Consider the following 26,371-nt stretch of genomic DNA (forward strand, 5'->3'; position numbering starts at 1 on the left):
AGATTATTTCTTTAAAATCAACGAGTTAATTTTAAGGCTGAGGGCTCATAATCCGTTGGTCCTAGGTTCAAGTCCTAGTGGGCCCACCAATAAAATCAAGTAGTTACGAGTAGTTTTAAAAAAACTATAACCTCCGTGGGACACTCACGGGGCACTTAGAAATAAAAAATAGCAACAACTCACAACTATTCAATATTATTTTTGCTCATCGTCCAAACCATATTGATGTCTTCTCAGCGCTTCATCTTCTGATGTACGTTGTTTTTCTGCCTCAATTTGCCTCTTAAGTGATGCTATGTAATCTTTAGCGAAAAGAACGACTTCACGATTTTTATCCTCTAGCCACATTTCGATTTCTTTCATTCTTTCTTCATAGATGTATATAAAACCTTCTGCACCCTCAACAACTCCCGTTGATTGCAAAGCAATGGCTACAGCATTAAGTAAATCCTCGTTGTTATTCGAAACCTTGATCAACTCTTTGCATATTGGATATATGGACTTATTACCATCATAACCACGTAATATATCGGCAATAAAAAAGAGAGTAAGGTCATCACCCGTATTCACAAGCTGAATCAGCGATTTTTCAAAAGCAGGATGTTCTTCAAGCTTTGGAAAAATTAAATTTAACAGCCTCGCAGCATTATAAGTAAACAATCTATCGTTAAATTTCTTATAAGATAGAATCAATTCAATTATCTGCTCTGGAACCTTAGAAAGAGGCTCAGAAAGCGCGCTAAATTGAAATGGAAGAGCCTCAAATCTATCGTCAGACTCCATAGGGAGGATGATGCGTTCACAGAAAAATTGCACTATCCTTCGAGGTACCTGTTCAGCAATGGGTAATAAGATCTCTTCAGCTTCATGACCAATTTTTTTTAGCCAAAGTAGATTTGTTAAAACAACATTATAGTTACCTGCATCCATTTTATCGAATACACTGACATATTCTTTACTGAACCACAGATCATATATCCAATTTGGGTATCGTAGTTCTGTGCATTTCTCAATGGCAGGTATCATAACCTTACTAATGAGTTTATTATCACTGTTTTTATGTTGTGCAGCTGAAGTAGCAATTATTTGACTTAAAAGATGAGTATTATTTAAAGGATTGGCTTTATCAAATAGCTTTTTTAGAGTCGAGTATTTAAAGCTCGTGGTAAACTGTAAGAACCTTGCAACAGCAAGAAAAAAAACACCTTCTTTAATCCAAGAGGTAATAAGTTGAGAAAGCTCATTCCTTTTAGAGCTTTGTTCAATTCCTCGAAGAATTGGTACGCTAAAACCTTCAAGATCTTGAGGAAATTCTGATAGCAGCTGTAACGCTATATCAGGTGATTCTTTTCCAAAATATTCTAAAAATTTCCCAAAAGAAGGAAAGGTTGCCATATCATTTGAACGAATGGACGCGTATTGGAAGATTCGCCTTTTCCATATTTCATAATTCTGTTCATTAATACTACGAGCCAATTCAATAGTCTGATCTTCCCTAATTTTTCTTCCCTCTTCAAAATAATCTTTTCCCCGCTCTCCTTGCCAGTCATGAAAAATACTTTCAAACCCAATAAGTACACGAAATATTTGAAACTCTGCATTACCATCCAGTTTCTTTTTGATTTTTAATGCCGCTGCCTCAATATCAGGACTCAAGCTAGCTAAATGATAATAAAACCAGTAGGCATCATGCTCTATAGTCTGTAATAATTGAAGATCTTCTGATTCAACAATACAGTCGCTCATAAATTGAAGAACAAACGTTGTATTATCTATTATCATTTGCTCTATTTCTTTTGTTCGCTTTGAGGCGCTAGAAAATCTTGTAGCTGTTTGCATTACATCCAATAATTTTTTTTTGGTCTCAAGATTAGGAAGGTCGCAGTAAATTTCTTTTAAAAAATTTAATGCATTCTGGCGTAATTTGATTAATCCTTCTTCTGGGGGTATAGGTGCAGTTTGGAATGCGACAGTATTATATCCCCACACAACTCCTTCAATTGAAGGAGATAGAATTTTTTGAATACACGTAAAAATAGCATTCAAATATATTTTTCTTTCATCTTTAGAAAAAGATTGAATTTTTTCAACGGTTTTTTCTTGTGGCCACCATCTTAACCTATTAAAGACATCTAAATTATATTGAGCGATGGCTTCAAGTCCTTTAATTGCTTGCTTCCTAACCTCTTCATCTTCATGAATAACATATTCAAAAAGGATATTTAGAATTTTTTCAATGTCATAATAACGTACAGTTTCTAAAGCATTAAATACTTGAGTGATTAACTTTTCCTTAGTGTATATGCTTTTTAATGTATCTAATGGAACATTAAGGATATCTTTATAGCTTAACTCAATGGAATTTAAGCGAGGAAGTAATTCAAGATATATCGATATGACTTCTTTAGGGAGGCGCTGAGCTATAATCTTTAGGAATGCAATTTGTTCTGATATAACATCAAATTCAATGCTCGATCTTAACTCTTTATCGGCTTTTTTTAGCTCATTTTGAATTGCATCAAGAGCACGCAAGTCTTTATCTGCCTTCGTAATCAGAAAATTAATAATTTTCTTTTTTTGTTTAAGATCCATGATCACTCGTACTCCAACAGTCCAATGATTTCATCCATTACTCGTTCACTAGCAGCATGACAAACTTCTTTATCTCCGACGATGTAATGAGTGCCGAGATCTTTTATGTACGGATTGGGCTCCCCAGAAAGCATCACAGCACAAGCCTCTACTCTCTTGGGATTATATCCCTTCAAGCTTACTGCCTGTATGAGTGTGTCATGTGTTGGAGAGTCAAATGCCACTAGATAACCGAGTAGCCTCAAATAAATTTCGCTATCTTGTTTATAAATCACTTGTTCAAGTAGCCGATCAAGAGAAGTCATTTCTACATTATCCTTCTCCATCTGAACATTTAACTCTAATTCTTGAGAAACTATATCTATTTCTGGTTGTGATATCCCTGCTTCTTCTTTATGCAAAATATCAAGGAGCTCCTCAAGCTTTATAGGGTGATAACCCAAGCTTTGGAGAGCCTCTGACATAGTATTATCATTAGATAAAGAGTATCTTAACTCATATCTTCCATGCTCTGGTGTCTCTAAAACATTCTTCGCAGCCTCATATATCCACGCATCTGGTATATCATTCCGATTCTTTATCCCTTTAAATGGAGGTCTGCCGTGAAAATAAGCATCCCAAACCGGATCAATATGTTTTTCTAATGGTGGATAATTTTTTATACTATTTTTTTCTAGAAACTCCTGAACAATGTTTTTACTTTTTTCGGTAAGGTAGGCAATATCATCAAGCTCTTCAAATATAATTGTATTCAGTAATAATTTTGAGAAATAATTTGTACCTTGATGTGAGGATATAGTGTGCCTAAACGTACGTAGATTATTTTCCAAATCCCTTATTTTTTGTGTCCGCCATTCTTCAAGACATAAGCTGGATGTACATAAAATAATTCCACCATTCTTAGCATAATTAAATAAAGTGTTATACCCCTCATCTGTAGATTTATATCTTTTGAAAAAACCAGTCTCTAAAAATATTATACAGTTTCCCAACAATGGCATATGTCCCTCATACTTTCTCAAAGAGTGCACTGATTAAGCGTCTATAGTTCAAAATGTTATTAGCCCTATAGGATAATGCATTAAATTTTAAATCACGATTATTGAGTTTTTAAAATTACTGTCCCACTAGTGCCCCATGGCTTCTTGTATATGAATATATATTTCAATTTTTCATAATCTTACCACAACTATCCATAGGATTAACAATCTTATGTTGCCAGGATCTTACATATGTTGTAATGTGCATCTATTAAACTGTATTGATCAATATTTCATATGGCTACTATAGAAGAACGAATTAATAAAGATGGCAAATCTAGTTATCGAGTTAAAATTAGACTCAAAGGTTTTCCAACTCAACAAGCAACTTTTGAAAGAAAAACTGATGCACGACGATGGGCTCAGCAAACTGAAGCAGCGATTCGTGAAGGTCGACACTTCAAAACTACAGAAGCTAAGCGTAGGACCCTTAGCGAAATGGTTGAACGATATATTAAAGAAGTTATTCCTCTCAAACCTAAAAATAGTAAAAATACTATTCTTCATCTTAAATGGTGGCAAGAAGAATTAGGACAATATAGTTTAGCCGACATTTCTCCCGCCCTCATTGCAGAAAAAAGAGACAAGTTATCTTCTGGTATAACAGCACGTAATAAATTGCGATCACCCTCTACTGTTGTTCGTTATATGGCTGCTCTATCACATGCATTTACTATGGCGGTAAAAGAATGGGGATGGATTGACGATTCTCCTATGCGTCGCGTTACAAAACCCAAAGAGCCCAGAGGACGTATTCGTTTCTTGTCCGAAGATGAACGTCACCGTTTATTGGAAGAATGTAAAAAAAGTGAAAGCCAATATCTTTATATCGCTGTTGTACTAGCTATATCAACTGGTGCAAGAAAAATGGAAATTCTTGGCCTAAATTGGAAGGACATCGATTTTAATCGCAAAATTATTACACTACACGAAACAAAGAATGGTGAACGACGCATATTAGTTTTAGAGGATCTTGCCTTGGAGTTAATTTTAAAACTGTCGAAAATTCGCCAATTAAACTGTGATTTAGTTTTTCCTAATCACAGCCTTAAAAAACCAATTGATCTTAGGACTCCTTTTGAAAATGCTTTAAAACGCGCCGGAATTAGCGATTTCAAATGGCATGATTTACGACACAGTTTCGCATCTTATCTTGCAATGAATAATGCAAGTCTCGCCGAAATAGCTGAGCTATTAGGCCATAAAACTCTTCAAATGGTTAAACGATACACTCACTTATCAGATACTCATATCAGCATGGTAGTGAAAAAGATGAATAAAAAAATTTTTAATACGACGAAATAAGGATTTGAAATGGAGCCAAATCAAATAGAATCTTCTCTCACTTGGAAAAGAGATTTTATAAGGTCAATAGAAAAAAAATATGCCTTTGTTGACTCTTTTATAAATAAATCTGGGATAGTAACTGACCAACAAGCCCCCATATCTATCTGCACAGCAATGATATCAAACCTTGTCAAATTGGAAGATTTATGGTCTGACTCCATTCAAAAAGAAATAATCGCTCCTTCTCCTACTCTTGAAACTAATTCACAAACACCTCAAAAGAAACCCAAACATCGTCGACAACATTATTTACTTGAATTTATCAAGGAGATTTATATAGAAACGCCAAACAAAGCATATACAGTATATTGGTCCTACTTAGGAAAACTTGCGAGAGAAGGACATCCAATAATAAAGAAAGTGCCTATATTGACAGATACATTACATGAAAAAATCACTTGGTTGTCTCATACGGGAAAAATAAGACACACTGGATGTAGACGATTTCAAAATATTATTTCACAGCTAAGTACAGAATTTAATAAAAATCACGCCTAACTCAACAAATTTCACAGCTTAAATTAGCCGTGAATTTATTTGTGATATTCCTCTGTTAACACATAAGAATTCACTTATGTGCATAAAATCAACAAGAGGCATATATGAACAATACTCCATTAAATCAAATTCAAAATACTCGTTACATCCCAGTCCCTAATTGGGAAAAGCATCACGAATGGCCACGGATTGGAGGGCTACGAAATCTTATCTTCAATAAAGATAAAAATGGATTTGATAAGGTTGTAAAAAAAGTTGGCAAGCGCGTTCTTATTGATGAAGCAGCCTTTTTTGAATGGGTAGCAAACCAAGGGAAAGGGGTATAATCATGATTAAAAAGAATCGCCCAGTCAAACCGGGCAACCCTTCTAAAAATTGTCACGAATATAATAATTCAAAATCCAATAATCAACAAACAAGAATGCTTAAAGCTTTCAAAGAAAATCCAAGGAGATCTACATTTGCCTTTCATAACATGGGAATTGTAAGCCCGCCCCCTCGTATAAAAGAGTTAAAAGAAAAACACAATATCGCCAAAGAGTGGACCAAGGAACCGGATCGGAATGGCATTATTCATAAAATTGCTTTGTATGTTTATCTAGGTCTTATTACTCAGGGGGATAATTAATATGTCTCGAATTAGAACAATTAAACCCGAATTCTGGACAAGCGAGCAAATTTTATCTTGCTCACTTAATGCCAGATTACTTTTTATCGGTATGTGGAATTTTTGTGATGATAATGGCGTACATACTGCATCCTACGTGCGTCTTAAAACAGAAGTTTTTCCAGCAGATGATTTCTCTCCTGCTGAAATAGAAAAACTCATCAATGAGCTTATTCAAAATAATCTATTATGCGAATATGAGAAGGATAATGCCCTATACTGGATGGTCACGGGCTGGAAAAAACATCAGCGTATTGATAAACCAACATCACGTTACCCCCTTCCTCAATCTGAGTTCAATAAATTCGCCGATCATTCTTCGAGTACTATTAGAGGAATACACGAATTATTAGATAGTCCTCCACAACTCCTCTATGAGCCTTCGACTACGGAATGGAATGGAAAGGAAAGGACTAGAAAGGATATCAATATATGTGAGGTCGAAACCTCACAAGTTGTTGCTTCTCAAGTTAGCTCTATGGAAGAAATTTTCCAACATTGGCAAGTTACCATGGATCGCCCAAAAGCAAGACTGGATAAGAAACGCCAATATATTATCAAATCAACTTTAAAATTAGGTTATACCCCTGCTGAGCTTAAACAAGCAATTGATGGCTGTGCTAAAACACCTTACAACATGGGAAAAAATGATCGGAATCAAACCTATAACGATATCAGCTTAATTTTTCGTGATGCGGATCATATTGAGCGTTTTATTAATAATGCCAAAGAATATAGCACGTGGCATGGAGTTCAAAGCACAGATGACTTAATGGCGGGGGTAATTTAACATGGTAATGGCTAAAGAAATTTCACAACAACTTGCGCAACGGGTAGAGGAGGTTGCCAGATATTTACTGCCTAACGGTAAGAGGTCTGGGAATCAATGGCTTGTTGGTAGCATTCATGGTGAATCTGGAGAATCACTTAAAGTATGTCTTAAGGGTGAGAAAGCTGGTATTTGGTCAGATTTTGCAGAAGGTAGTAAAGGTGATTTACTTGATCTATGGGCATTGACGCATAATTCAACGCTATCTAACGCAATTAAAGAAGTAACTCGTTATCTAGGTATACCGTCCCAACAAAAGTTTGAAGGTCATAAGAATTCTAGCTTTGCTAAACCTAAATTAAATAATATTGGAGAATTAGCTTTATCATCCTCTGTTATGAGCTATTTGGTTAATGAAAGAAAACTTACAGCTCAAACCCTTCGAACTTATCAAATTGGCGAACGGAATGGAGATATTATTTTTCCCTATAGGCGTAGTGGAGAGCTTATATTAGTAAAATATCTTAAATTACTCAGAGTGAACAATAAAAAGAAAATTTCTGTTGAACCAAATTGTGAGCCTTGTTTATTTGGTTGGAACCAGATACCAACTAATGCTCGCAAGGTAATTATTTGTGAGGGGGAAATTGATGCAATGTCCCTATACCAATATGGCTTACCAGCTCTCTCAGTGCCATTTGGAGGAGGCGGTGGTGATAAACAACGTTGGATTGAATATGAGTTTGATAGGTTAGCTATTTTTGATCAGATATATCTCTGTTTAGATAATGATGATGAAGGTCACAAAGCTAAAGTTGAATTGATTGATAGATTGGGGCGTCATCGTTGCCACATTGTTACATTACCATATAAAGATGCAAATGAATGCCTGCAATCTAATGTTTCTAGAGAAGTTATTCATCAATGTTTTGATGAAGCAAAAACTCTTGATCCAGAAGAGCTAAAATCAGCTCGTGAGTTTGTTAATCAAGTAATTGGTGAATTTTACCCATCTCCTGATGTTCATATTGGATATGATGCTCCTTGGGAAAAAACAAACGATATAATTCTGTTCCGTCCAGGTGAGCTTTCAGTTTGGACAGGAATTAATGGGCATGGGAAAAGCCAATTTTTAGGCCAAGTTATCCTTCATATGATGAAACAAGGAGCTCGTGTTTGCATTGCCAGTTTAGAAATGAAACCCAAACGTCTATTGATGCGCCTAACCCGACAAGCCAGTGCTCTAGCTGAACCATCCATTGAATATATTCATGCTATTCATGAATGGCTTGGAGACAAACTATGGCTATTTGATCTAGTTGGTACAGCAAAAGTAAAGCGGTTATTAGAGGTTTTTCAATATGCTCGTCAACGCTATGGCGTAGATGTTTTTGTTATAGATTCACTGATGAAATTAGATATTTTTGAAGACGACTATAAAATGCAAAAGGCTCTCATTGAGCAGCTCTGTGATTTTAAAAACCAACACAATTGCCATATTCACCTTGTCATACATCCAAGGAAAACCGAGGACGAATCAAAAGCTCCAGGAAAACTAGATATTAAAGGAACAGGGGCGATCACTGATTTGGCCGATAACTGTTTTAGTATTTGGAGGAATAAGAAAAAAGAGAAATTAATTCAGAAACACTTAACAGGTTCAAAATTAGATTATGACGAACAAAAAATTGTTAAGGCTTCAGATTGTAAATGGATTTGCAATAAGCAACGTAATGGCGATTGGGAAGGAACGATTGGTTTTTGGTTCGACCCAGCTTCACTACAATACTTATCTCAACCCGATTGCAAGCCCAGTAGAATTGTTGAATATTCAAAAATAATCACAAGTTCTATTTAACTACTATAATTTTTGATAATCGATTAGAAAGGAAAATAATGAGCTTCGTGTTGACTATATTTTCAGCAGTTATTATATTCATTTTAAGTCAATTTATTTTACGACTTATCTTAGAACCAGTAATTGAATTAAAGAAAAACATCGGACTTATCAGCTATACGCTTCTTTATTTTCACAGTAAGTTAACAAATGCTGCAGCTGATAATAAAATTTCAAATGAAATTAAGATATGCTCCTCAAAGCTCCTTGCTGCATATAGCTCTATTCCTTTTTATAGCTATCTTCACAAGATACTTTATCTGCCTCCTTATAAAGATTTATTAGAAGCATCTCGAAATCTTAATTTAATTCATGCGTATATGTTAGAGGGGCATAAAGAATATATGAAATCTTGTAATCTTAAAAAACCCATACATTTCCCTATTGAGATATCTAAAGCTATGGATAAAATAGGTGAGTTATTAAGCATTACAACCACATACCAAGAAAAAGCAAGCGCGTAATTAAGTAAAATCAATGGATAACGCCTAATTTCTTTATGCTCTATATATTATGCTATAATTGGTGCTATCTATGAGGAGAATAAATGAACACTGTATTTCAAGTTGCTGATTATTTTTTAAATAAAGCATCTAAAGAAGAAGATGACAGCGAAATTATATCTAACCTCAAACTGCAAAAGTTGGTTTATTATGCGCAGGGGTTTCATTTAGCAATGTTTGATGAACCCTTATTTGAAGAACCCATAGAGGCATGGACACATGGCCCTGTTTGCCCTGCTCTATATCATGCTAAAAAGCAGCATAAAAATGGTGCTGTAGATCCTAATCCTGACTTTGACGCGTCTGTTTTTAGCGAAGAACAGCTAGACTTACTTAATGAAATTTACGAAGTATATGGTCAATTTTCCGCATGGAAATTACGAAATTTAACTCATGAAGAAGCTCCGTGGCGAGACAATATCGACACTGATAGCAATAATATTATTTCTCATGAAGATTTAAAGAATCATTTCAACTCACAACTCAATTAAAATGGCAAAAAATAGAAAGATTAAATCTCCTTCTATACAGCAAGGAAAAAAAATCTCTGTGAAGAGTGAAGTTTCTTCATTTAATAAATTAAAACCAATTTTTTCCTTGGAGCATATACAAAAAAATTACTGTATATCGAATTGCACGAAAGACCAAAAAGCAGCATTTGCAGATGCATTAAGAAAACGTAGTCAAATGACTTGGAATGAAATAACTCAAGCTCATCGTCATGGCTTGGGCCAAGAAAAAATTGCACAAACAGCTATAAAAGCACCTCTTCCCAAAGATATAACTCCAGAAACAAATTTAATTGCATTGAGATTTGATGGAAAAGCAGCTATGGTTGGTCGAAAAGAGGGTCGGCTTTTTATTATATACTGGCTTGATCACGATTTTAGCTTATATGATCATTAGGCTGTATCAGAGTAATAATAATTTAGCATAACAGATTTAGTTTTCAATAAATCATCCATAGTGGTTAATATTCAACCTATACTAATTGGATCACTGTGAGCCGGGTTTTGTAACTCATGTAATGGCGGAATAAGCTCTCCTACACTTACATTTAGAGCAAATGCAATTTGGATTAAATTTTGAATAGAAATATTTTGCTCACCTCGCTCAACCCTACCCATATATGTACGTCCCGTAGATGAAGCATCAGCAATACTCTCTTGCGAGAAGCCTTTTGCCTTTCTAAGATCTCTGATTCTATCCCCTATTTTTATAAGGTTTTGATGTTTTTCTTTCATTTAATGAGTTAAAACGATCACACCCTATAAGTTCCACACCCAATAAGTGGCATTAATTTATGTTAATCGATATAATCCGGTTCCCATTGAAAATTTGGGATCTAAGGAATCAATAAAAATAAAAAGGAGTGGAAATAACTAATAATTAGCGGAGTTGTTGTATGAGTTCTTCAAACGAAAGTGTTCTATCCAAGCCTGAAATATATATTTTGCTCAGCATAATGAGCAGCCAATCAGAATCTGGCAGAGGTGTATTAAAGGACATTATCAAAGACAATTTGAGATCTACAGGTGATAGTGACTTTCTAAATTTTATCGATTTTAAACTCAATCTAAATATAGAGCATTTAATAGTAAAAAAACTAATTGAGCGATCAAATGATTCGCATGATCCTTGTTATGCAATTACATCTGCAGGAACAAACTGGTTATTTACAAATGAATACCGCCTAAAGGAGCTAGAAGTAGAGGCTAGTAGCTCTCATATAAGCTTAATTGAATCTTGCCCCTAAGACGAACGTTCATTTCTTTCGTCGACGATTACTATCCCTAATTGCTTGCCGACCCGCTTCTGTTTTAGGCCCCGTTGACAGCCCGCCATGCAGTTTACAACGCCCATTAACTGCCATGTCTCTTATGTTGTCCCAAGAAGGCGGAGCCTGACACAAGCTATTTTTTCTAGTTTGAGCATTACATGTACCCCGTTCAGATTTTCGAAGCTTCGGAGAATTAGCAAATAATGAAATGCAAACATTAAAGTTCTTATCAAAATACACTGCTACCATATATTCTACCCCCTCAATTTTTCTTTAAATCCAGACCCCATGATGCGCGCGTGTATAGTGTCACCCTTCATTGATTATCTTAAACCATTAGCCCAATTCATCTACTGCAAACTAAATATTCAAGTTTCCAAGAGCTGTTAAACATCGTTGTTCTGCTGCCGCGTAAATTTATAAATTCTGTTTAGGTTGAAAATTCGATTCAATAATTACTTCACCTGTAGTTTTGTTAAGGGATGTAACTTTGGCCTCTATCATCCCACTTTCAGCATGTTTAGTATGAATTTCTATTAATTTAATTTCTGAACCTTTTGATATTGCTTCGAGGAAACTATTATTTTTTGTTTTAAAAGTAATTTTGAAATTCTCTCTATTCAAATCGTATATATCAGAAAGATAGTAAATATCACTTTCAGTTATGATCTTTGTAAAATCAGCATTCTTTTTAACCCGACAATTATCTAAATGATTTATAAATGCTTTTTCATCAATTAAAGGAGAGCGATTTTCAGCGTATACAGATTTATCCGCATTCAAACACATCTGGGTATTTAATTGATTAACATAAATTTGCCCATTTTCTCTATCTAGCACCGCACTTTTTTCTATAAAATCACAGGAGATAAAAGCCCAAGATCTGATGAGATTGGCATATAAAACAGGGGTTTTTCTATTGAATTATCATACGTACTAATTAAGAAATCTTTTCCTATTAGATTTGACGCTTGTCTCCAATTTATTATTTTTCGTACAACAGGGTTATCTGAAGTAAGGAAAGCTTGCCCCGTATTATTTGAAAAGATTAAAGATGCTTGATTTAATATCACATTATCTTCGCTTATGCCTCCTATAATTAATTTTTTGGAAAGATCTATCACTTCTTCTGTAGCATCATTATTTCCACTAAAATCATCTACGCATTTTGCAACTTGTGAAAATGATTTTTGCATCATTGACATAAAGCTTGGTGCTCTGATGAATTGAAAATAAAGAAAAATTTTAAAAATAGTTATATCATTTTCCGTAATTTCACCTTTTTTTATATTATTTAGCGTCTGATCGTAAAAATGCTCAATTTTAGAAAGGTATTTTTCTACAACTAATCTATCATTTTCATCTGCTACTTGTAGGCTATAAAAATACGAATGTGTAAATATAGGATTGTCTAATCCCTTTTCTTTCCACTTTTCCTTTAATGATTTGTTATTTACAAAAATTCCGTTTTTGTGATGCGGATTTGAAGTGTTATTTTTTGGGCTAACAAAATTTTTTAGATAACACCTTGGAACAATATGTTGATTTTTATGAGCCATATGAGAGTTCCTTGTTATGATTAGAAATATTCTTCCCTTGGCAAGATGTATTCAAATTCGTCAAGACATAAATCGATTATTTTTCATAGTTCATATCGACCGATTGGATAAAACCTCAAGGATTGTCGTCTCAATTTAGTAACAGCGTATTTTTAAGTAGAAAGGAACTAACGTGTTTATAGCAGTCACACTTACTTAGCTTTGTGGGGCACTGGTGGGACACTCAGAGATAAAAAGTAGCGATGATCTACAATAGACAAGAACAACCGTTTTGAGCTAACCTCTTGATTGATTTATTGTTATTAGTTGGCAGCGATGGTCATTTGTTAATCACATATAACTCATAATCCGTTGGTCCTAGGTTCAAGTCCTAGTGGGCCCACCAATAAAATCAAGTAGTTACGGTAGTTTTCCGAAAGTTCGAAAAAATCATGTAGACGCAATGTAGACAGATTATAAAGGGATAGATGCGAAATGGATGTCAAAATATACTTTTCTGATATTTTCGATGTGTCCCCAGAAGCCATGGAAGAATATGGCGCCTTTAATATATCACTAATTAACGATTTGCCTCTTTTTATAGATCCTTTTCTTTTATTTAACAGCGATCTAAAAATTTATCGCGATCTACATGACAAAATAATTCAATACGTTCATTTCTTAAAGCAAGTTTCAGAACGAGAAGGGATAAAACCGGGCCTGCTCAGAGCATGGTTTCATTTTCCTGAAATAAAACAAACATGGCTCGGCTACAGCAAGACTGGAAATAAAGGAAGTGGGCTCGGAAAAAAATTTGCAGAATCATTGAACAACAATCTTCATACTGTCTTCAATAATTTTGGATCGGAAGAAATTACAAACGGAAGTCATTTAGAGAAACTCTGCTTAATCAGAGAGGGTGTTGGACGTGATAATATAAGTGACTTTACGAGCAATCTTATAAAAGGTTATCTTTTAGAATACACTCAGGTGTTTGCCCAAAAATATATTTCTCCTAAGTATATTCAGTCACACACAGTAAGTCATGTGGAATTCAATTATCAAACACAATCGTGGGTAACTAAAAAATTTCAATTACCAACATTTTGTGGTGACTATGTTCTATTAACTCCTAAAGACATTTTAACTAAAGATAATACATGGATTAATAAACCAGATATGATAAGTGACTTCGATAGGGTAATTGAAAGCATTCCAAATGAGCAGCTTCGTGCGCAATTAAATCAATATTTTATAAAAGTTTTGCCTACAGAGCCTGAAAAAGATGACATTACAATCGCAAAAACTCAGACTATTACGAAGTTCCCAGAGTTCATAGACTATTTTATAAAGCTTAAAGAAGAGACCGGAGATCAAGCATCAGCAATTAGTAATTCAAGAGTTCAAGAAATAGAACATATATTCATACAAAAAGTTCGTGAACTTGTTGATTATTTGAGCGAACAAAGCGACTTCTACGAATATGGTTATGATTCTTTAGAAGCAGCACATAGGAGGGTACAATTTCTTAAGGATGTCATTGAAAACAATGATGGTTATAAAATATTCTACAAAGATGGCCATCCAATTAAGAGAGAATCAGATCTCCAATTGTTATTTAAATTAACATGGTATGGTACTAAATTTGATGTTAATGCAGAAGTAAATAACGGTAGAGGCCCTGTCGATTTCAAAATATCTTTTGGAAAAGCGGATAAATCACTTGTTGAATTCAAGCTAGCCAGTAACTCTAAATTGAAACAAAATTTACAGCATCAAGTTAAAATATATGAACAGGCAAACAAGACGAATAAATCCATAAAAGTAATTCTTTACTTTTCCGATAACGAATATGAAAAAGTTATTAAATTATTTAATGAACTTAATTTATACGAGAATGAAAATTTAGTCCTAATAGACGCAAGAGCAGACAAACCTTCCGCATCAAACGTTAAAAAGTAAGTATCGTAGCGGTATAATTAATTCAGCCATTCTCATTTTTATAAATTATTGTAAGAATGTCTGGGCCCCTTTATTGGGTCTTTCCCAATTTAGAGCCAAATCTTAATTAGGAATACTCCTCCTTTTTCTTGATTTTTTCACACTCGTAGTTTGCTTTTCATCTTTGACAAAACAAAATTCTGCATCTATTCCCATACAGCTCAGTTCCTTGATTGTTCTTTTAAGACTTATTCTTGAAAATAGGGGTAAATTAGAACTTAAACCATTCTGCCCTTTTGAAGTAATAATTTGGAAACTGACTTTGAATTTTTGTTCTCTAGATAGATTTAGATTATTTTTATATCTCAAACTCGAATTCAAAATTTTTTTCTTCAAATTGTCATACGCGTCATCATCACTTCGGATTAATCGAATGGAGTTTAATCCTTGGTTAAATAAATGGCTAAGAGATGAAGAGGAAGTACTTCTTTTTACATGATGCAAAATTATAATTTCGCCACTAACTTCAAGAATGTCACATGGCTCAATTTGTGATTGTCTCCTGGGAGAAATGTTGCCTTTGTCTAAACATAAAAAGGAAGAAGATAACCTATGAGCACATTCCTTATTGTAATGTCCTTCATCGTCATGATTGAAAGGAGGCAGCAATGTATCTTTACAAAATTTATCTAAGTATGTATTAAGTTCCGTCACGAAATCTCTATTAACTAGATACCAACTCCCCTCACATAAATGATACGTTTCATTTTCAAGCTTAATATCAAAAAGCAAAGATTTATAAACACTTAAACGAACACCACGAGCAGCTCCTTCCTCATTTGTTAAACACAAATGGTGCTTTTTTAAGGTATCAATATCCATATTATCAAAATCGAAATTTCTGCTTCTTAAATATTCATAGTATAAATTTATTTCCAAATCATCATGAATTTGATCTGTGCCCTCTCCAGAAAATGTAATATAAAAACCCTCTTTATAATCGATAAGTTCTGGAAAAGCTAAAATAATTGCCTGATTTCTAGTTTTAATCTCATCTACAAGATTTTCATTTAATCTTTGTATTTCAGTGGGATCTTTAATTGGGGCTATATTATTAATCTGGGGAAACTCTTCAATATATGAGTCATCTTGATATAACGTTAAAAGCTCTTTACATAGAAATTGTAAACTTTGTGGTCCCCGATCCGAACTGATTCTGATATTGTGAGATCCTGTAGAATGTTTAAATAAATGTTTAAATTGATCCTTCACATTACAAGTAAGGCTTTTCAATATTGTATTATCCCGATCAAAATCAAAATATGTAAGATCAGAGTTTGAAGGTAACTGAATGCGTTGTCGCTTAGAACTTGCTGGTTCAACCATATCTAAACTTTTAAGTTTTAATGAATCAACAGAGTTTAATGTTATTCTTATCCCAAAATCATATTCATAACTTTCTTCTTTTAAATTGTGTGATACATGACCGAAAGTTATTGCAAACCATCTCATTTCTACGGGTATGAATACAATAGCCCCTTTTAAAACCTGTGTAAGTTCTTTGTTAATTCCAAAATATTGTCGCCACCAAGGCGGGGTTGGTTTGCTGTCAAGAAGGTAAAATTTAGCATCTGGTGGTAAAAAATCACAATCTTGTTCCTCTAAATTATTTTCCTCTTTTAAACAATTTGTATAGTCAAAATTTTGTTTCAATAAAAAAATGGAAAATGGCCTTGATTTACTCATAACTAGTTATCCCTACTTTATAACTAAGTGTTTAAGTATAGTAACGTTTTGATATTATATCGTATTCTCATAGGATTGAATTGCCTCAATTGGTGTATCAGAGTTACTGATCAAATGTTAGCCACAAAGATGCGAGCATAGACTATAATTAAGTAAAGACTTTCAAGGATGAATTATGGTCAGATTCCATTTACCAGCACAAAAGCTTTATCATACACTCGATGCATTGGAGTTCTCTGAAAAAACTTTCCATCTCTTAGGCAATTTTAGATCCTGTAAAACCAAAAAGGAATTTGGAGAAAGAATTGAAAATCTTGGGGGTAAGATAAGAGGTGAAGGCCAAACAAAATCTTTAAATTTTAAAGTTACAGATTATTTTGTGGTCGGTGATAATCATTATAAAGAAGGTCAAAATGGGAATAAAATCTCCAAAGTAGATGCGCACAATTCTCGACATCCACCCCAAAATCAAATTCCCAAGATATCAGAATCACACTGTAATGAACTCATGGAGAAATATCTGCAACTAAAACCCAAATAATTCATTGCAAATCAATTAGATAAATAGAAATTATACTTTTATTGTAGATTGCAAAAAATGCTGTTACAAATACAGGATAGCTTCATATGGAAAATGAATTAAAAAATTGGATAGAAGATAGAGTTAAGTATCGGAACTCAATACCACTAAATTCTAATAATTTTCTAGCTACCTCCTCTTTCGGGCAACATGATGAAAATAATCTACTTTTTGATTTTTCCATCACCTTAAAGCGAAACAATGCAATAATTGATGGAGAATGGGAGGTAATTGAAGATGTAATTTCATTCAGAAATCCCTCTATATTTATAAAATTAATGTCGAAATATTCCAGTACAATAATATTGGAATCTTAATCATCTCAAACAGCACAAATCCAAAGGTTTAGTTAAGACTATTTAGTATTCTTATACTAAGATTAATTAATCTAATCATAAATAAAGACAAAAGCATGGTTAAATATTATATACCGAAAAATCAACTTCCAGACTTAACTAATGAATATGTGTGTTGGTTAGATCTTATGGGTACAAAATCATTGATGGATAGGTCTCCAACAACTTGTACTATAAAAATTAGTCAGTTTCATTTATGCCTATCATCTTCTAAAATTGACGGAATCAAACTCTATCCAGTTATGGATGGAGCCTTTATAACTACTCGAAGTCAAAATAGTCTAAAATCTTTCTTAAGAACTGTTTTTGAATCCATGTCCAATGATTTTATAACTGAGGGAGAAAAGAATAATCATTTATATCAATCAATCATTAGAGCATGTATTGCCTACGGTCCTTTAGGACATGGGAGTAACATTCAATCAGATAAAATTCCGGTGGAATACAAAAACTCTCTTCTTTTTGGTTTGCCAATGACTCAAGCTTATTCTTCCGAAAATAAAGCACCACCTTTTGGTATTTACGTAGACAAATCGGCTAGAGCATTTTCTTCAAGTGGAGAAAAACCATTTAGTACAAGATGGCACACTTGGTTTGATACAACCTATAACCCTGAAAAACTTATAATAGAAATGAATAAATTTTATGACTGGGCTAAAGAAATGTCATTTTGCTTACCTTATGATGAAGATAATATCAGCTTACATCAAAAAATTAGTCAACAGTATTTAAATTATTATAAAATCAACCCTACTAAAAATAGCGCTGAGGGAAACTAAAAATATTTTTCTAAGCACTTATAAATACCTTGATGTCTCACTATAGATCAGATACATGAGTCCCCTGAACGATTGTATTGAATTAAATAATAACTAAATAACCTTTTATCAATATTGGAAATCATATACTTTTAAAGGATAACTAGAATAATCTAAAAAATTTTAAGTTAGGGCACTTACAGATGGATCTATTATCAAACTTTATATCAGGGATGGCGGGTGTTCTATTTGCAATATGTTGGGATAGCTTAAATAAAAAAGCATATTTTTCAAGGGAAGTAATTTGTTCTTCACAAAACGGTACTAATCCTTATCCATATTTAATTCTTACTAATGCAGGTAATAGGAATGCTACTTATTTAGAAGTTTCTGGTTTTATTAAAAAGGGGGATAAAGAGATTCCGCTTTTTGATAAATATCGAAAAAAAATTACGTTCACTATAAACATTCCTCCACAAACTAATGTTGCTTTAAGATTTAATAAACTCTTTGATGAGTTAATGTCATCAAAAGAAATCCATCTAATAACTATTACATTGAAATATAAATATAATTTTGGACCATTTGGAAGATGCTCTACAGAAACGATTAAATTTAAGTTAGATAAACATGCACTGTACAATCTTAATAATGCGATTATATATGATATTGAAGTTGTTAAATCTCTGGATTAAAACAAAATGAATTAGTTCTTATTTGACAGCAAGTCTGGGTGTAGGCCCAACAGGGGTAAAGGGTATGGTTTACTATGAAAAAAGGATTGGAATGACAGACTTAATAAAAATATTAGATGATTATTTTAACAAAGCACGAGAGCTTGAATCGTATACTATAAATGATCTTGAAAAACATTTATGGTTGGTTAACGCTTCTGCAGCCACTATAACAATAGGATTTATACAGTCAAAAGATGGGGTAGGTTATTTGCAAATTTTAGGTGCTTGGTCATTTGTATTGGGCATCATATCTCTTTTATTAATGAAGTTTGTATCAGCAATCAATAGCTCAAGAGATAAGAAAAGATTTCTTGAGGCCACTCTCAATATATCTGCAGAAAATGCTGCAGAAAAAATACGCGGAATAAAAGATAAAAAATTTAGTTGTTTGAGAATGACATACCTAATTTTGCAGTATGGGGCTGGGGTTCTTTTTGTAGGCGGGTGTATTTTAACCATACTGAGTGTGAAATAACCACTCACCATCCTTGCCTTTATTTATCAGCAAGCCCGTTTGCTTGCAATCGGGAAAACCAACCTATCATTCCCAAACAAAATAATAATTTATTTGCAAACATGTAAAAAATACACGGGACAATCGGGACAACTAGAACACGCTCATAAACAAAGGAAGAAATGCGTCCCCAACTTATAAATTGAAGAAGGGGCATAAGGGACAAGTAATTGTTTCGGTATATTAATAAAAGCTCTGTTCTTTTAGCACAAGACCAAACGATCACAATAAATCTTTCATATTGGGGATAGGATTATATGTAAATGAGGGTATGGTGATATCTCTTTTCCTACTGGATTGATTCTCTACAGACCTGTTAGTTCCAGCTCCAACAGAATCCTTTGGAGAATATCCGAGCTTTTGACCATTCAAGTATTTCAATACATATAACCTAAATGTATTGTAAGTTGCTGTAAAGCTCCCCTCATCCCTAAGCGTTTCCCATATGATGGTAATTGACCACCCCTTTTCCAAGGCTTCGGAAATGTCTTCGCGCATAGCCAGGAATGTCACTTTATTTTTTCTAGCGCTCGTTCTTTGTTGACTCTGTTTAGAGGTCATTATATTTTCTGTTAAGGATTTTTTCATGGTCTACTCTCTCCATATTACTGGTTATTCAATCCTTTGATTTTTATCGTTTATTTTTATTTATTTTCGACCTTTTCAGTAACTGTCAAAGCCCTTCTTAGGTATTTTCTGTAATTTATTATTTATTTCTGTTTATTTTTGATTATTTTCGTTACTAATCGTTATATAACGAACAATTACGAATAATTACCAAATTGCGGTTCCTAAATAAATTTCAAAATACAGGGCAAGATAGGTGAAGTTAGCTAACCTGCAAGCAGGTTACCTAATTCACTTAGCTTATTCGCACCTGCGGTGCTCAATGTATAAAACATAAAATCCTCCCAAAAAGTGCCTAAATAATTAACTATTCAGCATCCAATACTTTATTTGAGAAGACGTACAACCGTGGCGTACCTACCCCTTTGATTCTTGGCTTGTGGGATGCTTTACCGTCATTGGTTGGAATCAACCAACCGCACTCTAATAATATTTTGGTTACTGTACGTTGATCAAAGCCCTGACAAAGCTCATTTTTATACACTTCAGTCAATACCATAAAACGGCGAAAACCTTCATCATCAGTTCTATAAAAGCCTGCTCGATTAACTACTTTCTCATTATTAGGAGCGTTAGCGTTATCAAACCGGCTGGCACCATGTAGCTCAAAGAATGCCCTTACCTGCGCTTTAATGGCGCGGTCTTCTCGATTACCCTTATCACCAAAAGCAAGCAACCATGCTTTAAAGCATTTCTTTGCCGCGGCGTAGGATTCCCCTTTCTGCCAACCAGTCAGATTAAATTGTGTAGCAAGCTCACCCGCAGCGCCCACCAAAGCAAAACGTCTGGCAACGCGGATGACTTGACCGGTTACATCTGAATCAATAACAGTATCGACAAACTGCTGAATCCCTTGGTTAAGCAACCGAGCAAGAACATCTTGGTTTGTGACCACTTGCTGTAGCCATGCGTCACCCACTGCCCCATAATACTTGCTTGAATAGTTCTTCAGCGTTAGCGCAAGGCTAGCCGGGCTTAGTTGTTGATGTAAGGTTTCAAATAGTCCCATGCCGCAACCAGCATCAGCTTCAATATCCGCTAAGCGAATTTCTTGCCCTGCATTACAACGCTTGCCAATTCGTGCCATTAAGGTAGCAAGAGATTCTTCACCTGCTGATAGAAATATCAAAGCCCACTTATTCGCGGCTTTGATCGTACCTAACTTTGAAGCTCTATTTTTACCTTGGCCATTTGCAAGGAGATAAGCCGCTTCACCCGCCTCACGAGGATCGAGCTGACTGAGCTCATCAAGAATCAATAAGCCATCGTTATGCATTGCCGCCAATCCTTCTAAGCCATTAGCAGTGGCACGCCATAAGCGTATATATGAATTAGGTTTACCCCATACCGATGCAGCCACATTCAGTGCCGTACTTTTGCCAGAAGATGAAGCACCCCGAAAATGAAAACCACCAGAGTCTTCACCAGCAAGTCGTGCAATGGTTGGAGCAAAGGCACTGGCAATAGCAAACACCAGTCTTGAATTACCTATGGCAAGCTTGGCTATAGAGTTTTTCCATTCTTCAGCACTCCCTGATATTGATAATGATGATTCAATGGCATTGGTATTTTGAAAAACGATTTTTTCTTCCGATTGGCCAATAGCATGCTTAGGTGTAACAAATACTTTGTTATGCCAACCTAGCTTATCTACACAACGTGCTCGCGCTTCTACCGGAAAGACTTGCACATAAGATGTTAATAAATCCCGTGCATGATGACCTGGCGAAATGGTTAAACCTAATCTAACTAACTCACGCCGTACATCTGAGGCATCCCCTTGTAATAAGGCTAGTGGCATTGCCCATTGGTGGGTTATACCATCATCATCTTGCCATTCTAATAAGCGACCCCATTCACCATTATGCGTATCACGAGTTTTTGCAGTTACGTATAGTGGCGAGCAAATCCACCGTGGTGCAAGTTCATTGCCATCTTTATCTATACCCAAATAAAATACGCCCTGATTGTTTATATGAAACTTGCCACCGGCATAGTCACAATAGGTTATTTGCGATTGATGGTCTGCTTGTTTGGCTTTTGCATCAAAAGCGATGATTTGATTGTTGCTCATAATATTCTCCAACACATGCTTGCAAAGACGACACAAGGCAACCTTTGCTGATATTTACTTCCAGACAAGTTGATGTGTGCTATGAATAGCTTTGTTGGCTAGTTGAGCTATAAATTTTCTGTTGAATATATTCGAGAACATCGCTTTTGCGATATAGAACTTTACGACCAATTTTGATGTAGGGGACACAGCCACCAGCCCAACGATTACGTTCAAGCAAGTGAGTAGAACAACTAAGAACCGCGGTAATGGTTTGTTGATTGAAAAGAGCTGATTGGGGGGCTAATTCAAATTCATTTAATAGGTGTAACCGAGATGTTTTTTGTGTAGACATGAATACTTCCGTTTCATAATACATTCAGCATAGAGCTGACTTTTTAATGTATTTTTCATTATGCAATCCTTTGATTAATATTATTCAACAAACACAGCACACCGTATTAAACAGTTGAGCGATGCTTGCGACTCTTTCCTGCCCATTAGGAATGGGTAGCAGGTCTGGCTTTAACTTCAAGCTCGACCAGAGTATTGCTGGTTTGCTAAAACTCTGTGAAGCAAAAAAGCTCGAATTAAAAGAGGTGTTATCAAATGATATTGATTGATACTGAAAATCTCTTTAAAAATGAAGGTGTCCCATGCGTCCCATGGTTGAAAAATAAGATGGGGACGTGTCTAGCCCAGTAATGACGCGGATGCCCTACTTGTCCCTTTCGCCCCAAGTATTTTTTAATTGAACCAAATGTATTTGCAATCCATTTTGGACGAACCTATAATCCATATTAGACGGACTTATAATCCATTTTGGACGAACCTATAATCCATAATGGACGGAATCATAATCCATATTAGACGAAATTTAGGATACCTCATTGAAAATGAACAACAATAATTTTCCAAGACCACTTAAAAGTCGAATGGAAATTGCCATGAAGGATACACCCGTTGTTTTAATAAACGGGCCTCGGCAATCAGGAAAGACTACTTTAGTCAAAGAATACTCACCGCCCTTACCCTACTACACATTGGATGATGACAATATCCTTAATGCAGTAAAACAAGATCCTGTAGGCTTTGTTAATCGAATCGATACAGCAATCATAGATGAAATTCAACGCGCTCCAGAATTACTACGTGCGATAAAACGTTCAATTGACGAAAATAGACAGCCCGGCCGCTTTTTATTAACTGGATCAGCCAATTTACTCGCATTACCTCAAATTGGAGATAGCTTGGCTGGTCGAATGGAAATATTAACCTTATTCCCACTTTCTCTGGCTGAAATCCAACGTAGAGAAAATCACTTTATAAAATATGCCTTAGATCAATCCTGGCCAAATCAAGCAACACTTTCAGAGCAATCAGACATTATTTCACAAGCTCTGACAGGTGGATATCCCGAAATGTTAACGAGACCAACTTTTGAAAGACGAAATGCTTGGGCTAAATCTTATATCAAAGCAATAGTAGAACGAGACGTAAAAGATATCTCATCAATAGAAAAATTAGTGGAAATGCCGCGATTACTGGAGGTATTGGCTCAACAATCAGGAAAATTAACCAATTTTACTCAAATTGGTGGGCAATTAAATTTAGATACCAAAACAGCGCAGAAGTATGTCGGGTTACTGGAAACACTATTTTTAGTGCATCAATTAAGACCTTGGCATGACAATACCTTAAGCAGGATAGTTAAAACACCAAAAATTCATTTTATTGATAGTGGTCTTTTAGCATGTCTGAACAGAGTTACCATCGAAAGCATTGAACAAGATAAATCTTCTTTTGGAGCTTTACTAGAAACTTGGGTATATAGCGAATTACTGAAAATGTGCACTCTAGCAAATGAGCCTTGGAATATTTATTATTATAGGGACAAAGACCAAGTGGAAGTGGATTTTATTCTTGAAAATCATGCACGCAAGATTATTGGTATTGAAGTTAAAGCAAGTCAAACTATTCTTAATCAAGATTTCCGTGGTTTGAGAAAACTGGCTAGTTTAGCTGATAAAAATTGGGTAAGCGGTATAGTTCTATATAGCGGAGATAAATGCCTGTCATTTGGGGATAATCTTTGGGCAATACCATTTTCATTTCTTGATTGAGACTAGTGAGGAAAATATTGAATGCTTGAGCATGTGAATCAAATACACAAAGTCACAACTTTAATTCTTGTACTCTTTGTTTTTGCATTATTTGTTTTTAGCAAATTTACATTAGTAGCACTACATCCCTTGATAGTACTGATAATATTGTCTGCGATTTTTATACCAGCAATGATTAGTAGTGCATTATTTGCAATAGCGTATGTTAGCGGCTTAATACGAAATAAAAATATGTACTTAATTGGCTGTTACTCTATCTTCTGCCTTATAAATTATCAAATATCAACTGTTTATACAAAAGACTTAATCTATGAGGCACTAGGATATAATCCGCAGTATCTACCCCATACAACGTCTCTTATCTCTACATTTATACAATTACCGATAGGGTTATTTCTAATCGCTAATTTAACAATTTTTTTTTGTAATGCAATGTTTCTTTTAGTAATGCTAATACCACCTTTGGTAAGGTTATTTCCTTTTTATGAGAAGGAAAAATCTAAAGAATGTCGAGATAAACTCTTTCATATAGGATTTGGAGCAACCACTTTGGCTGTTTCTGTTATACTGGTGTACCCTCTAGTAGGCTTAATTAACCATAAGGCTACAATTCGCAACATTGCACTTATGGCAGATTATTATCCTGTTTATCAATCTACATATATATGCAAAGAAGCAAGAGCATATGAGCTGTTTAATTATTTAGACAAAAATATGATTTCTGTTTACAAATACGATGAATATACCAATGAGCATATTTTTAAAACACTAAATTGCGATAATGTTTAGAGATAAAGATAACGAACACCACTGATAAACACTATACTTTATGCCTAATATTGAAATGGGATATAGTAGAACATTAGGCGTGGGGTAGATTGCTATAAATTTTTTAGGTAAAGCCAGCATTTCATCAACTGTTGCTGGCAAAACCAGTACGCCCCTCTATCTAGTCATTTGGATTATCGGATTTTAAGTATGAACTGGATTAGCAATATAACCAAAATATATCGTGGTAGCAGTGGCGGCAAGTTATCAATGCCCGTATGGTGGGGTATGGCTGCCGTTTTTGTGAATTCATTTGGTACAATGGCAATGTTGTTCCTATCTCTTTATTTTGTTACAGAGTTGAGTCTCAGTGTTTCAGAAGCAAATGAGTTAATCAGTTTATATAGCGTTGGGGCAATATTCGGTGCTTATCTTAGTGGTCGGTTATGCGAAAAATATTCGTCAAAAACTGTTTCCAGTTGCTCGTTAATATTGAATTCTATTGCTTTGATGTCAATACTACTTTGAGAAAAATTTTATTTTTTACTATGTGTGACAAGTGTTATGGGTGCTGCAAACTCATCATTTATTCCAGCTAATCGTATTTGGTTAATGAAGCAATGCAAAGAAAAGCAGAGAGCTAGGGTGAATAGTCTTCGTTTTATGATGGCCAATCTAGGACTGGGTATCGCTGTTGTTATTGGAGGTATTTTAGCCAAATTGAGTTATCAAATTTTATTCATATTCAATGGTACAGCATTCCTGCTTTCCGCGATTATATTGTTGTTATTGAAAACGAATAATGGGGAATTAAATGTGGTGCAGAATAACAACTCTGTACTAAAAGCAAATAAGAAATTGTTGACTATTCCCCTCTTTTTCGAAAACAAAGGGTTTTTCTGGATTTACCTGTTACTATTATTAGCAACATTAACATTTTCCCAGTTATGGGTGAATTATCCTATATACATGCGCAATAAATATCACCTTGATGAACAGGGATTCAGCAGTATTTTTTTGATTAACACTCTGCTGATTGTTCTATTTCAAGTCGTTATTGTTGATCTCACTAGCAAACATAATCTTTTTGTTAGCGCCGCTGTTGGGGCATTTCTTATTGGTTTTGGCATGTACCTACTTATTATGGGTAGCTCATATTTTCTGGCAATAATATCCTGTTTTATTTGGACAACTGGGGAGATATTAACGTTCCCAATTCTACAGACCCTATTGTACAACAAAGCTAAAGACGATAATAAAGCCAATCATATGGGACTTTATCAAGCTGTCTATGCTTTCGCTAATGTCACAGGCCCGATATTAGGCAGTATGGCGTATCAATACAGGTCTGGTGACGGTATATGGTTGCTTTGTGGTGGGATGGGAATTATTTGCCTTTGCATTGGTTTGATCCAATTCAAAGACAAAACATGGGGCCAATTTGTTAAAGTAAATTAACAAACTAATTCACTACTTCAATCATTGAACACATGTTGCCCAATCGATATACACAATCGTTCTATGCTTCTGTGATTGT

At 34.7% G+C, this 26,371-nt stretch carries 28 protein-coding genes and 1 pseudogene; 19 read left to right on the forward strand and 10 right to left on the reverse strand.

The window, feature by feature from the left end; all coding sequences use genetic code 11:
- Positions 1-195: 195 nt before the first annotated feature.
- Both E1O89_RS11200 and E1O89_RS11205 read right to left on the reverse strand, forming a co-directional pair.
- Entirely contained in the window at positions 196-2,592 is a 2,397-nt protein-coding gene (locus E1O89_RS11200; protein WP_133140236.1) for a hypothetical protein, read from the reverse strand.
- Positions 2,593-2,594: 2 nt separating this feature from the next.
- The gene (locus E1O89_RS11205) at positions 2,595-3,593 is read right to left on the reverse strand and encodes a PIN domain-containing protein (protein ID WP_133140237.1); all 999 of its coding nucleotides are present in this window, start codon (positions 3,591-3,593) and stop codon (positions 2,595-2,597) included.
- 276 nt (positions 3,594-3,869) lie between these two features.
- Between E1O89_RS11205 and E1O89_RS11210 the strand changes: the two genes are divergently transcribed.
- From E1O89_RS11210 to E1O89_RS11250, 9 genes are all read left to right on the forward strand, one after another.
- Positions 3,870-4,937: a tyrosine-type recombinase/integrase gene (locus tag E1O89_RS11210; RefSeq protein WP_133140238.1), complete on the forward strand. Its 1,068-nt coding sequence runs from the start codon at positions 3,870-3,872 to the stop codon at positions 4,935-4,937.
- 9 nt (positions 4,938-4,946) lie between these two features.
- A complete protein-coding gene (locus E1O89_RS11215; RefSeq protein WP_133140239.1) occupies positions 4,947-5,477 on the forward strand; it encodes a hypothetical protein in 531 nt (176 codons plus the stop codon).
- Between the two features lie 104 nt (positions 5,478-5,581).
- Positions 5,582-5,803 carry a hypothetical protein gene (locus tag E1O89_RS11220; protein WP_133140240.1) on the forward strand — a complete coding sequence of 74 codons (222 nt, stop codon included), beginning with the start codon at positions 5,582-5,584 and terminating at the stop codon, positions 5,801-5,803.
- Between the two features lie 2 nt (positions 5,804-5,805).
- Entirely contained in the window at positions 5,806-6,105 is a 300-nt protein-coding gene (locus E1O89_RS11225) for a helix-turn-helix domain-containing protein (protein WP_165483140.1), read from the forward strand.
- A 1-nt stretch (position 6,106) separates the two neighbouring features.
- The gene (locus tag E1O89_RS11230) at positions 6,107-6,934 is read left to right on the forward strand and encodes a hypothetical protein (protein WP_133140242.1); all 828 of its coding nucleotides are present in this window, start codon (positions 6,107-6,109) and stop codon (positions 6,932-6,934) included.
- A gap of 7 nt (positions 6,935-6,941) precedes the next feature.
- Entirely contained in the window at positions 6,942-8,771 is a 1,830-nt protein-coding gene (locus tag E1O89_RS11235; RefSeq protein WP_262337502.1) for a bifunctional DNA primase/helicase, read from the forward strand.
- Between the two features lie 47 nt (positions 8,772-8,818).
- Complete coding sequence (locus E1O89_RS11240; protein ID WP_133140244.1) at positions 8,819-9,274, forward strand: hypothetical protein; 456 nt, start codon at positions 8,819-8,821, stop codon at positions 9,272-9,274.
- An 83-nt stretch (positions 9,275-9,357) separates the two neighbouring features.
- On the forward strand, positions 9,358-9,804 hold the full coding sequence (locus E1O89_RS11245) for a Panacea domain-containing protein (RefSeq protein ID WP_058461122.1): 447 nt from the start codon (positions 9,358-9,360) through the stop codon (positions 9,802-9,804).
- 1 nt (position 9,805) lies between these two features.
- Entirely contained in the window at positions 9,806-10,219 is a 414-nt protein-coding gene (locus E1O89_RS11250; RefSeq protein WP_133140245.1) for a hypothetical protein, read from the forward strand.
- 71 nt (positions 10,220-10,290) lie between these two features.
- On the opposite strand, the gene E1O89_RS11255 is transcribed toward E1O89_RS11250, so the two are convergent.
- Entirely contained in the window at positions 10,291-10,557 is a 267-nt protein-coding gene (locus tag E1O89_RS11255) for a helix-turn-helix domain-containing protein (protein ID WP_133140246.1), read from the reverse strand.
- Positions 10,558-10,718: 161 nt separating this feature from the next.
- Here E1O89_RS11255 and E1O89_RS11260 point away from each other — a divergent pair, with 161 nt between their 5' ends.
- Positions 10,719-11,069: a hypothetical protein gene (locus tag E1O89_RS11260; RefSeq protein WP_133140247.1), complete on the forward strand. Its 351-nt coding sequence runs from the start codon at positions 10,719-10,721 to the stop codon at positions 11,067-11,069.
- Between the two features lie 9 nt (positions 11,070-11,078).
- On the opposite strand, the gene E1O89_RS15800 is transcribed toward E1O89_RS11260, so the two are convergent.
- The 3 genes from E1O89_RS15800 to E1O89_RS11275 form a co-directional block, all read right to left on the reverse strand.
- Positions 11,079-11,342: an HGGxSTG domain-containing protein gene (locus E1O89_RS15800; RefSeq protein ID WP_410054771.1), complete on the reverse strand. Its 264-nt coding sequence runs from the start codon at positions 11,340-11,342 to the stop codon at positions 11,079-11,081.
- Between the two features lie 168 nt (positions 11,343-11,510).
- Positions 11,511-11,933 carry a hypothetical protein gene (locus E1O89_RS11270; protein WP_133140248.1) on the reverse strand — a complete coding sequence of 141 codons (423 nt, stop codon included), beginning with the start codon at positions 11,931-11,933 and terminating at the stop codon, positions 11,511-11,513.
- An 11-nt stretch (positions 11,934-11,944) separates the two neighbouring features.
- Positions 11,945-12,652 carry a DUF4238 domain-containing protein gene (locus E1O89_RS11275; protein WP_133140249.1) on the reverse strand — a complete coding sequence of 236 codons (708 nt, stop codon included), beginning with the start codon at positions 12,650-12,652 and terminating at the stop codon, positions 11,945-11,947.
- A gap of 474 nt (positions 12,653-13,126) precedes the next feature.
- Here E1O89_RS11275 and E1O89_RS11280 point away from each other — a divergent pair, with 474 nt between their 5' ends.
- Positions 13,127-14,593 carry a hypothetical protein gene (locus E1O89_RS11280; RefSeq protein ID WP_133140250.1) on the forward strand — a complete coding sequence of 489 codons (1,467 nt, stop codon included), beginning with the start codon at positions 13,127-13,129 and terminating at the stop codon, positions 14,591-14,593.
- A gap of 102 nt (positions 14,594-14,695) precedes the next feature.
- Here E1O89_RS11280 and E1O89_RS11285 read toward each other — a convergent pair whose 3' ends face one another.
- Positions 14,696-16,318: a DUF6119 family protein gene (locus E1O89_RS11285; protein ID WP_133140251.1), complete on the reverse strand. Its 1,623-nt coding sequence runs from the start codon at positions 16,316-16,318 to the stop codon at positions 14,696-14,698.
- Between the two features lie 175 nt (positions 16,319-16,493).
- On the opposite strand from E1O89_RS11285, the gene E1O89_RS11290 reads away from it, so the two are divergent.
- The 5 genes from E1O89_RS11290 (at position 16,494) to E1O89_RS11310 (ending at position 19,224) form a co-directional block, all read left to right on the forward strand.
- Positions 16,494-16,859 (forward strand): BRCT domain-containing protein, encoded by a 366-nt coding sequence (locus E1O89_RS11290; RefSeq protein WP_133140252.1) that lies wholly within the window; start codon positions 16,494-16,496, stop codon positions 16,857-16,859.
- 86 nt (positions 16,860-16,945) lie between these two features.
- The gene (locus E1O89_RS11295; protein WP_133140253.1) at positions 16,946-17,215 is read left to right on the forward strand and encodes a hypothetical protein; all 270 of its coding nucleotides are present in this window, start codon (positions 16,946-16,948) and stop codon (positions 17,213-17,215) included.
- 95 nt (positions 17,216-17,310) lie between these two features.
- The gene (locus tag E1O89_RS11300; protein WP_133140254.1) at positions 17,311-18,033 is read left to right on the forward strand and encodes a hypothetical protein; all 723 of its coding nucleotides are present in this window, start codon (positions 17,311-17,313) and stop codon (positions 18,031-18,033) included.
- Positions 18,034-18,215: 182 nt separating this feature from the next.
- Positions 18,216-18,707: a hypothetical protein gene (locus E1O89_RS11305; RefSeq protein ID WP_133140255.1), complete on the forward strand. Its 492-nt coding sequence runs from the start codon at positions 18,216-18,218 to the stop codon at positions 18,705-18,707.
- Positions 18,708-18,771: 64 nt separating this feature from the next.
- Positions 18,772-19,224 carry a hypothetical protein gene (locus tag E1O89_RS11310; RefSeq protein ID WP_133140256.1) on the forward strand — a complete coding sequence of 151 codons (453 nt, stop codon included), beginning with the start codon at positions 18,772-18,774 and terminating at the stop codon, positions 19,222-19,224.
- Positions 19,225-19,485: 261 nt separating this feature from the next.
- Here E1O89_RS11310 and E1O89_RS11315 read toward each other — a convergent pair whose 3' ends face one another.
- The 3 genes from E1O89_RS11315 to E1O89_RS11325 all read right to left on the reverse strand — a co-directional run bounded on the left by E1O89_RS11315 (position 19,486) and on the right by E1O89_RS11325 (position 22,298).
- Entirely contained in the window at positions 19,486-19,851 is a 366-nt protein-coding gene (locus tag E1O89_RS11315; RefSeq protein WP_133140257.1) for a TraK family protein, read from the reverse strand.
- Between the two features lie 346 nt (positions 19,852-20,197).
- Positions 20,198-21,964, reverse strand: a complete 1,767-nt coding sequence (locus E1O89_RS11320) for a DUF927 domain-containing protein (protein WP_133140258.1) — start codon at positions 21,962-21,964, stop codon at positions 20,198-20,200.
- A 79-nt stretch (positions 21,965-22,043) separates the two neighbouring features.
- The gene (locus E1O89_RS11325) at positions 22,044-22,298 is read right to left on the reverse strand and encodes a DNA-binding protein (protein ID WP_133140259.1); all 255 of its coding nucleotides are present in this window, start codon (positions 22,296-22,298) and stop codon (positions 22,044-22,046) included.
- A gap of 592 nt (positions 22,299-22,890) precedes the next feature.
- On the opposite strand from E1O89_RS11325, the gene E1O89_RS11330 reads away from it, so the two are divergent.
- The 3 genes and pseudogenes from E1O89_RS11330 (at position 22,891) to E1O89_RS11345 (ending at position 26,292) form a co-directional block, all read left to right on the forward strand.
- Positions 22,891-24,066 (forward strand): ATP-binding protein, encoded by a 1,176-nt coding sequence (locus tag E1O89_RS11330; RefSeq protein ID WP_133140260.1) that lies wholly within the window; start codon positions 22,891-22,893, stop codon positions 24,064-24,066.
- A 21-nt stretch (positions 24,067-24,087) separates the two neighbouring features.
- Positions 24,088-24,855 carry a hypothetical protein gene (locus E1O89_RS11335; protein WP_133140261.1) on the forward strand — a complete coding sequence of 256 codons (768 nt, stop codon included), beginning with the start codon at positions 24,088-24,090 and terminating at the stop codon, positions 24,853-24,855.
- Between the two features lie 267 nt (positions 24,856-25,122).
- Positions 25,123-26,292: pseudogene (locus E1O89_RS11345) on the forward strand (MFS transporter).
- The last annotated feature ends 79 nt before the right edge of the window (positions 26,293-26,371 follow it).

Source organism: Legionella genomosp. 1, from assembly GCF_900640215.1.
GTDB lineage: Bacteria > Pseudomonadota > Gammaproteobacteria > Legionellales > Legionellaceae > Legionella_C > Legionella_C quinlivanii_A.

Excerpts from the sequence above, each read along its gene's own strand:
- E1O89_RS11220 (WP_133140240.1), top strand. The coding sequence starts at position 5,582 with ATGAACAATACTCCATTAAATCAAATTCAAAATACTCGTTACATCCCA.
- E1O89_RS11205 (WP_133140237.1), bottom strand. The coding sequence starts at position 3,593 with ATGCCATTGTTGGGAAACTGTATAATATTTTTAGAGACTGGTTTTTTC.
- E1O89_RS11215 (WP_133140239.1), top strand. The coding sequence starts at position 4,947 with ATGGAGCCAAATCAAATAGAATCTTCTCTCACTTGGAAAAGAGATTTT.
- E1O89_RS11305 (WP_133140255.1), top strand. The coding sequence starts at position 18,216 with ATGGATCTATTATCAAACTTTATATCAGGGATGGCGGGTGTTCTATTT.
- E1O89_RS11225 (WP_165483140.1), top strand. The coding sequence starts at position 5,806 with ATGATTAAAAAGAATCGCCCAGTCAAACCGGGCAACCCTTCTAAAAAT.
- E1O89_RS11290 (WP_133140252.1), top strand. The coding sequence starts at position 16,494 with ATGGTCAGATTCCATTTACCAGCACAAAAGCTTTATCATACACTCGAT.
- E1O89_RS11245 (WP_058461122.1), top strand. The coding sequence starts at position 9,358 with ATGAACACTGTATTTCAAGTTGCTGATTATTTTTTAAATAAAGCATCT.
- E1O89_RS11285 (WP_133140251.1), bottom strand. The coding sequence starts at position 16,318 with ATGAGTAAATCAAGGCCATTTTCCATTTTTTTATTGAAACAAAATTTT.
- E1O89_RS11330 (WP_133140260.1), top strand. The coding sequence starts at position 22,891 with ATGAAGGATACACCCGTTGTTTTAATAAACGGGCCTCGGCAATCAGGA.
- E1O89_RS11235 (WP_262337502.1), top strand. The coding sequence starts at position 6,942 with ATGGCTAAAGAAATTTCACAACAACTTGCGCAACGGGTAGAGGAGGTT.
- E1O89_RS11200 (WP_133140236.1), bottom strand. The coding sequence starts at position 2,592 with ATGGATCTTAAACAAAAAAAGAAAATTATTAATTTTCTGATTACGAAG.
- E1O89_RS11325 (WP_133140259.1), bottom strand. The coding sequence starts at position 22,298 with ATGTCTACACAAAAAACATCTCGGTTACACCTATTAAATGAATTTGAA.
- E1O89_RS15800 (WP_410054771.1), bottom strand. The coding sequence starts at position 11,342 with ATGGTAGCAGTGTATTTTGATAAGAACTTTAATGTTTGCATTTCATTA.
- E1O89_RS11275 (WP_133140249.1), bottom strand. The coding sequence starts at position 12,652 with ATGGCTCATAAAAATCAACATATTGTTCCAAGGTGTTATCTAAAAAAT.
- E1O89_RS11310 (WP_133140256.1), top strand. The coding sequence starts at position 18,772 with ATGGTTTACTATGAAAAAAGGATTGGAATGACAGACTTAATAAAAATA.
- E1O89_RS11210 (WP_133140238.1), top strand. The coding sequence starts at position 3,870 with ATGGCTACTATAGAAGAACGAATTAATAAAGATGGCAAATCTAGTTAT.
- E1O89_RS11230 (WP_133140242.1), top strand. The coding sequence starts at position 6,107 with ATGTCTCGAATTAGAACAATTAAACCCGAATTCTGGACAAGCGAGCAA.
- E1O89_RS11300 (WP_133140254.1), top strand. The coding sequence starts at position 17,311 with ATGGTTAAATATTATATACCGAAAAATCAACTTCCAGACTTAACTAAT.
- E1O89_RS11315 (WP_133140257.1), bottom strand. The coding sequence starts at position 19,851 with ATGAAAAAATCCTTAACAGAAAATATAATGACCTCTAAACAGAGTCAA.
- E1O89_RS11280 (WP_133140250.1), top strand. The coding sequence starts at position 13,127 with ATGGATGTCAAAATATACTTTTCTGATATTTTCGATGTGTCCCCAGAA.
- E1O89_RS11255 (WP_133140246.1), bottom strand. The coding sequence starts at position 10,557 with ATGAAAGAAAAACATCAAAACCTTATAAAAATAGGGGATAGAATCAGA.
- E1O89_RS11250 (WP_133140245.1), top strand. The coding sequence starts at position 9,806 with ATGGCAAAAAATAGAAAGATTAAATCTCCTTCTATACAGCAAGGAAAA.
- E1O89_RS11335 (WP_133140261.1), top strand. The coding sequence starts at position 24,088 with ATGCTTGAGCATGTGAATCAAATACACAAAGTCACAACTTTAATTCTT.
- E1O89_RS11260 (WP_133140247.1), top strand. The coding sequence starts at position 10,719 with ATGAGTTCTTCAAACGAAAGTGTTCTATCCAAGCCTGAAATATATATT.
- E1O89_RS11320 (WP_133140258.1), bottom strand. The coding sequence starts at position 21,964 with ATGAGCAACAATCAAATCATCGCTTTTGATGCAAAAGCCAAACAAGCA.
- E1O89_RS11295 (WP_133140253.1), top strand. The coding sequence starts at position 16,946 with ATGGAAAATGAATTAAAAAATTGGATAGAAGATAGAGTTAAGTATCGG.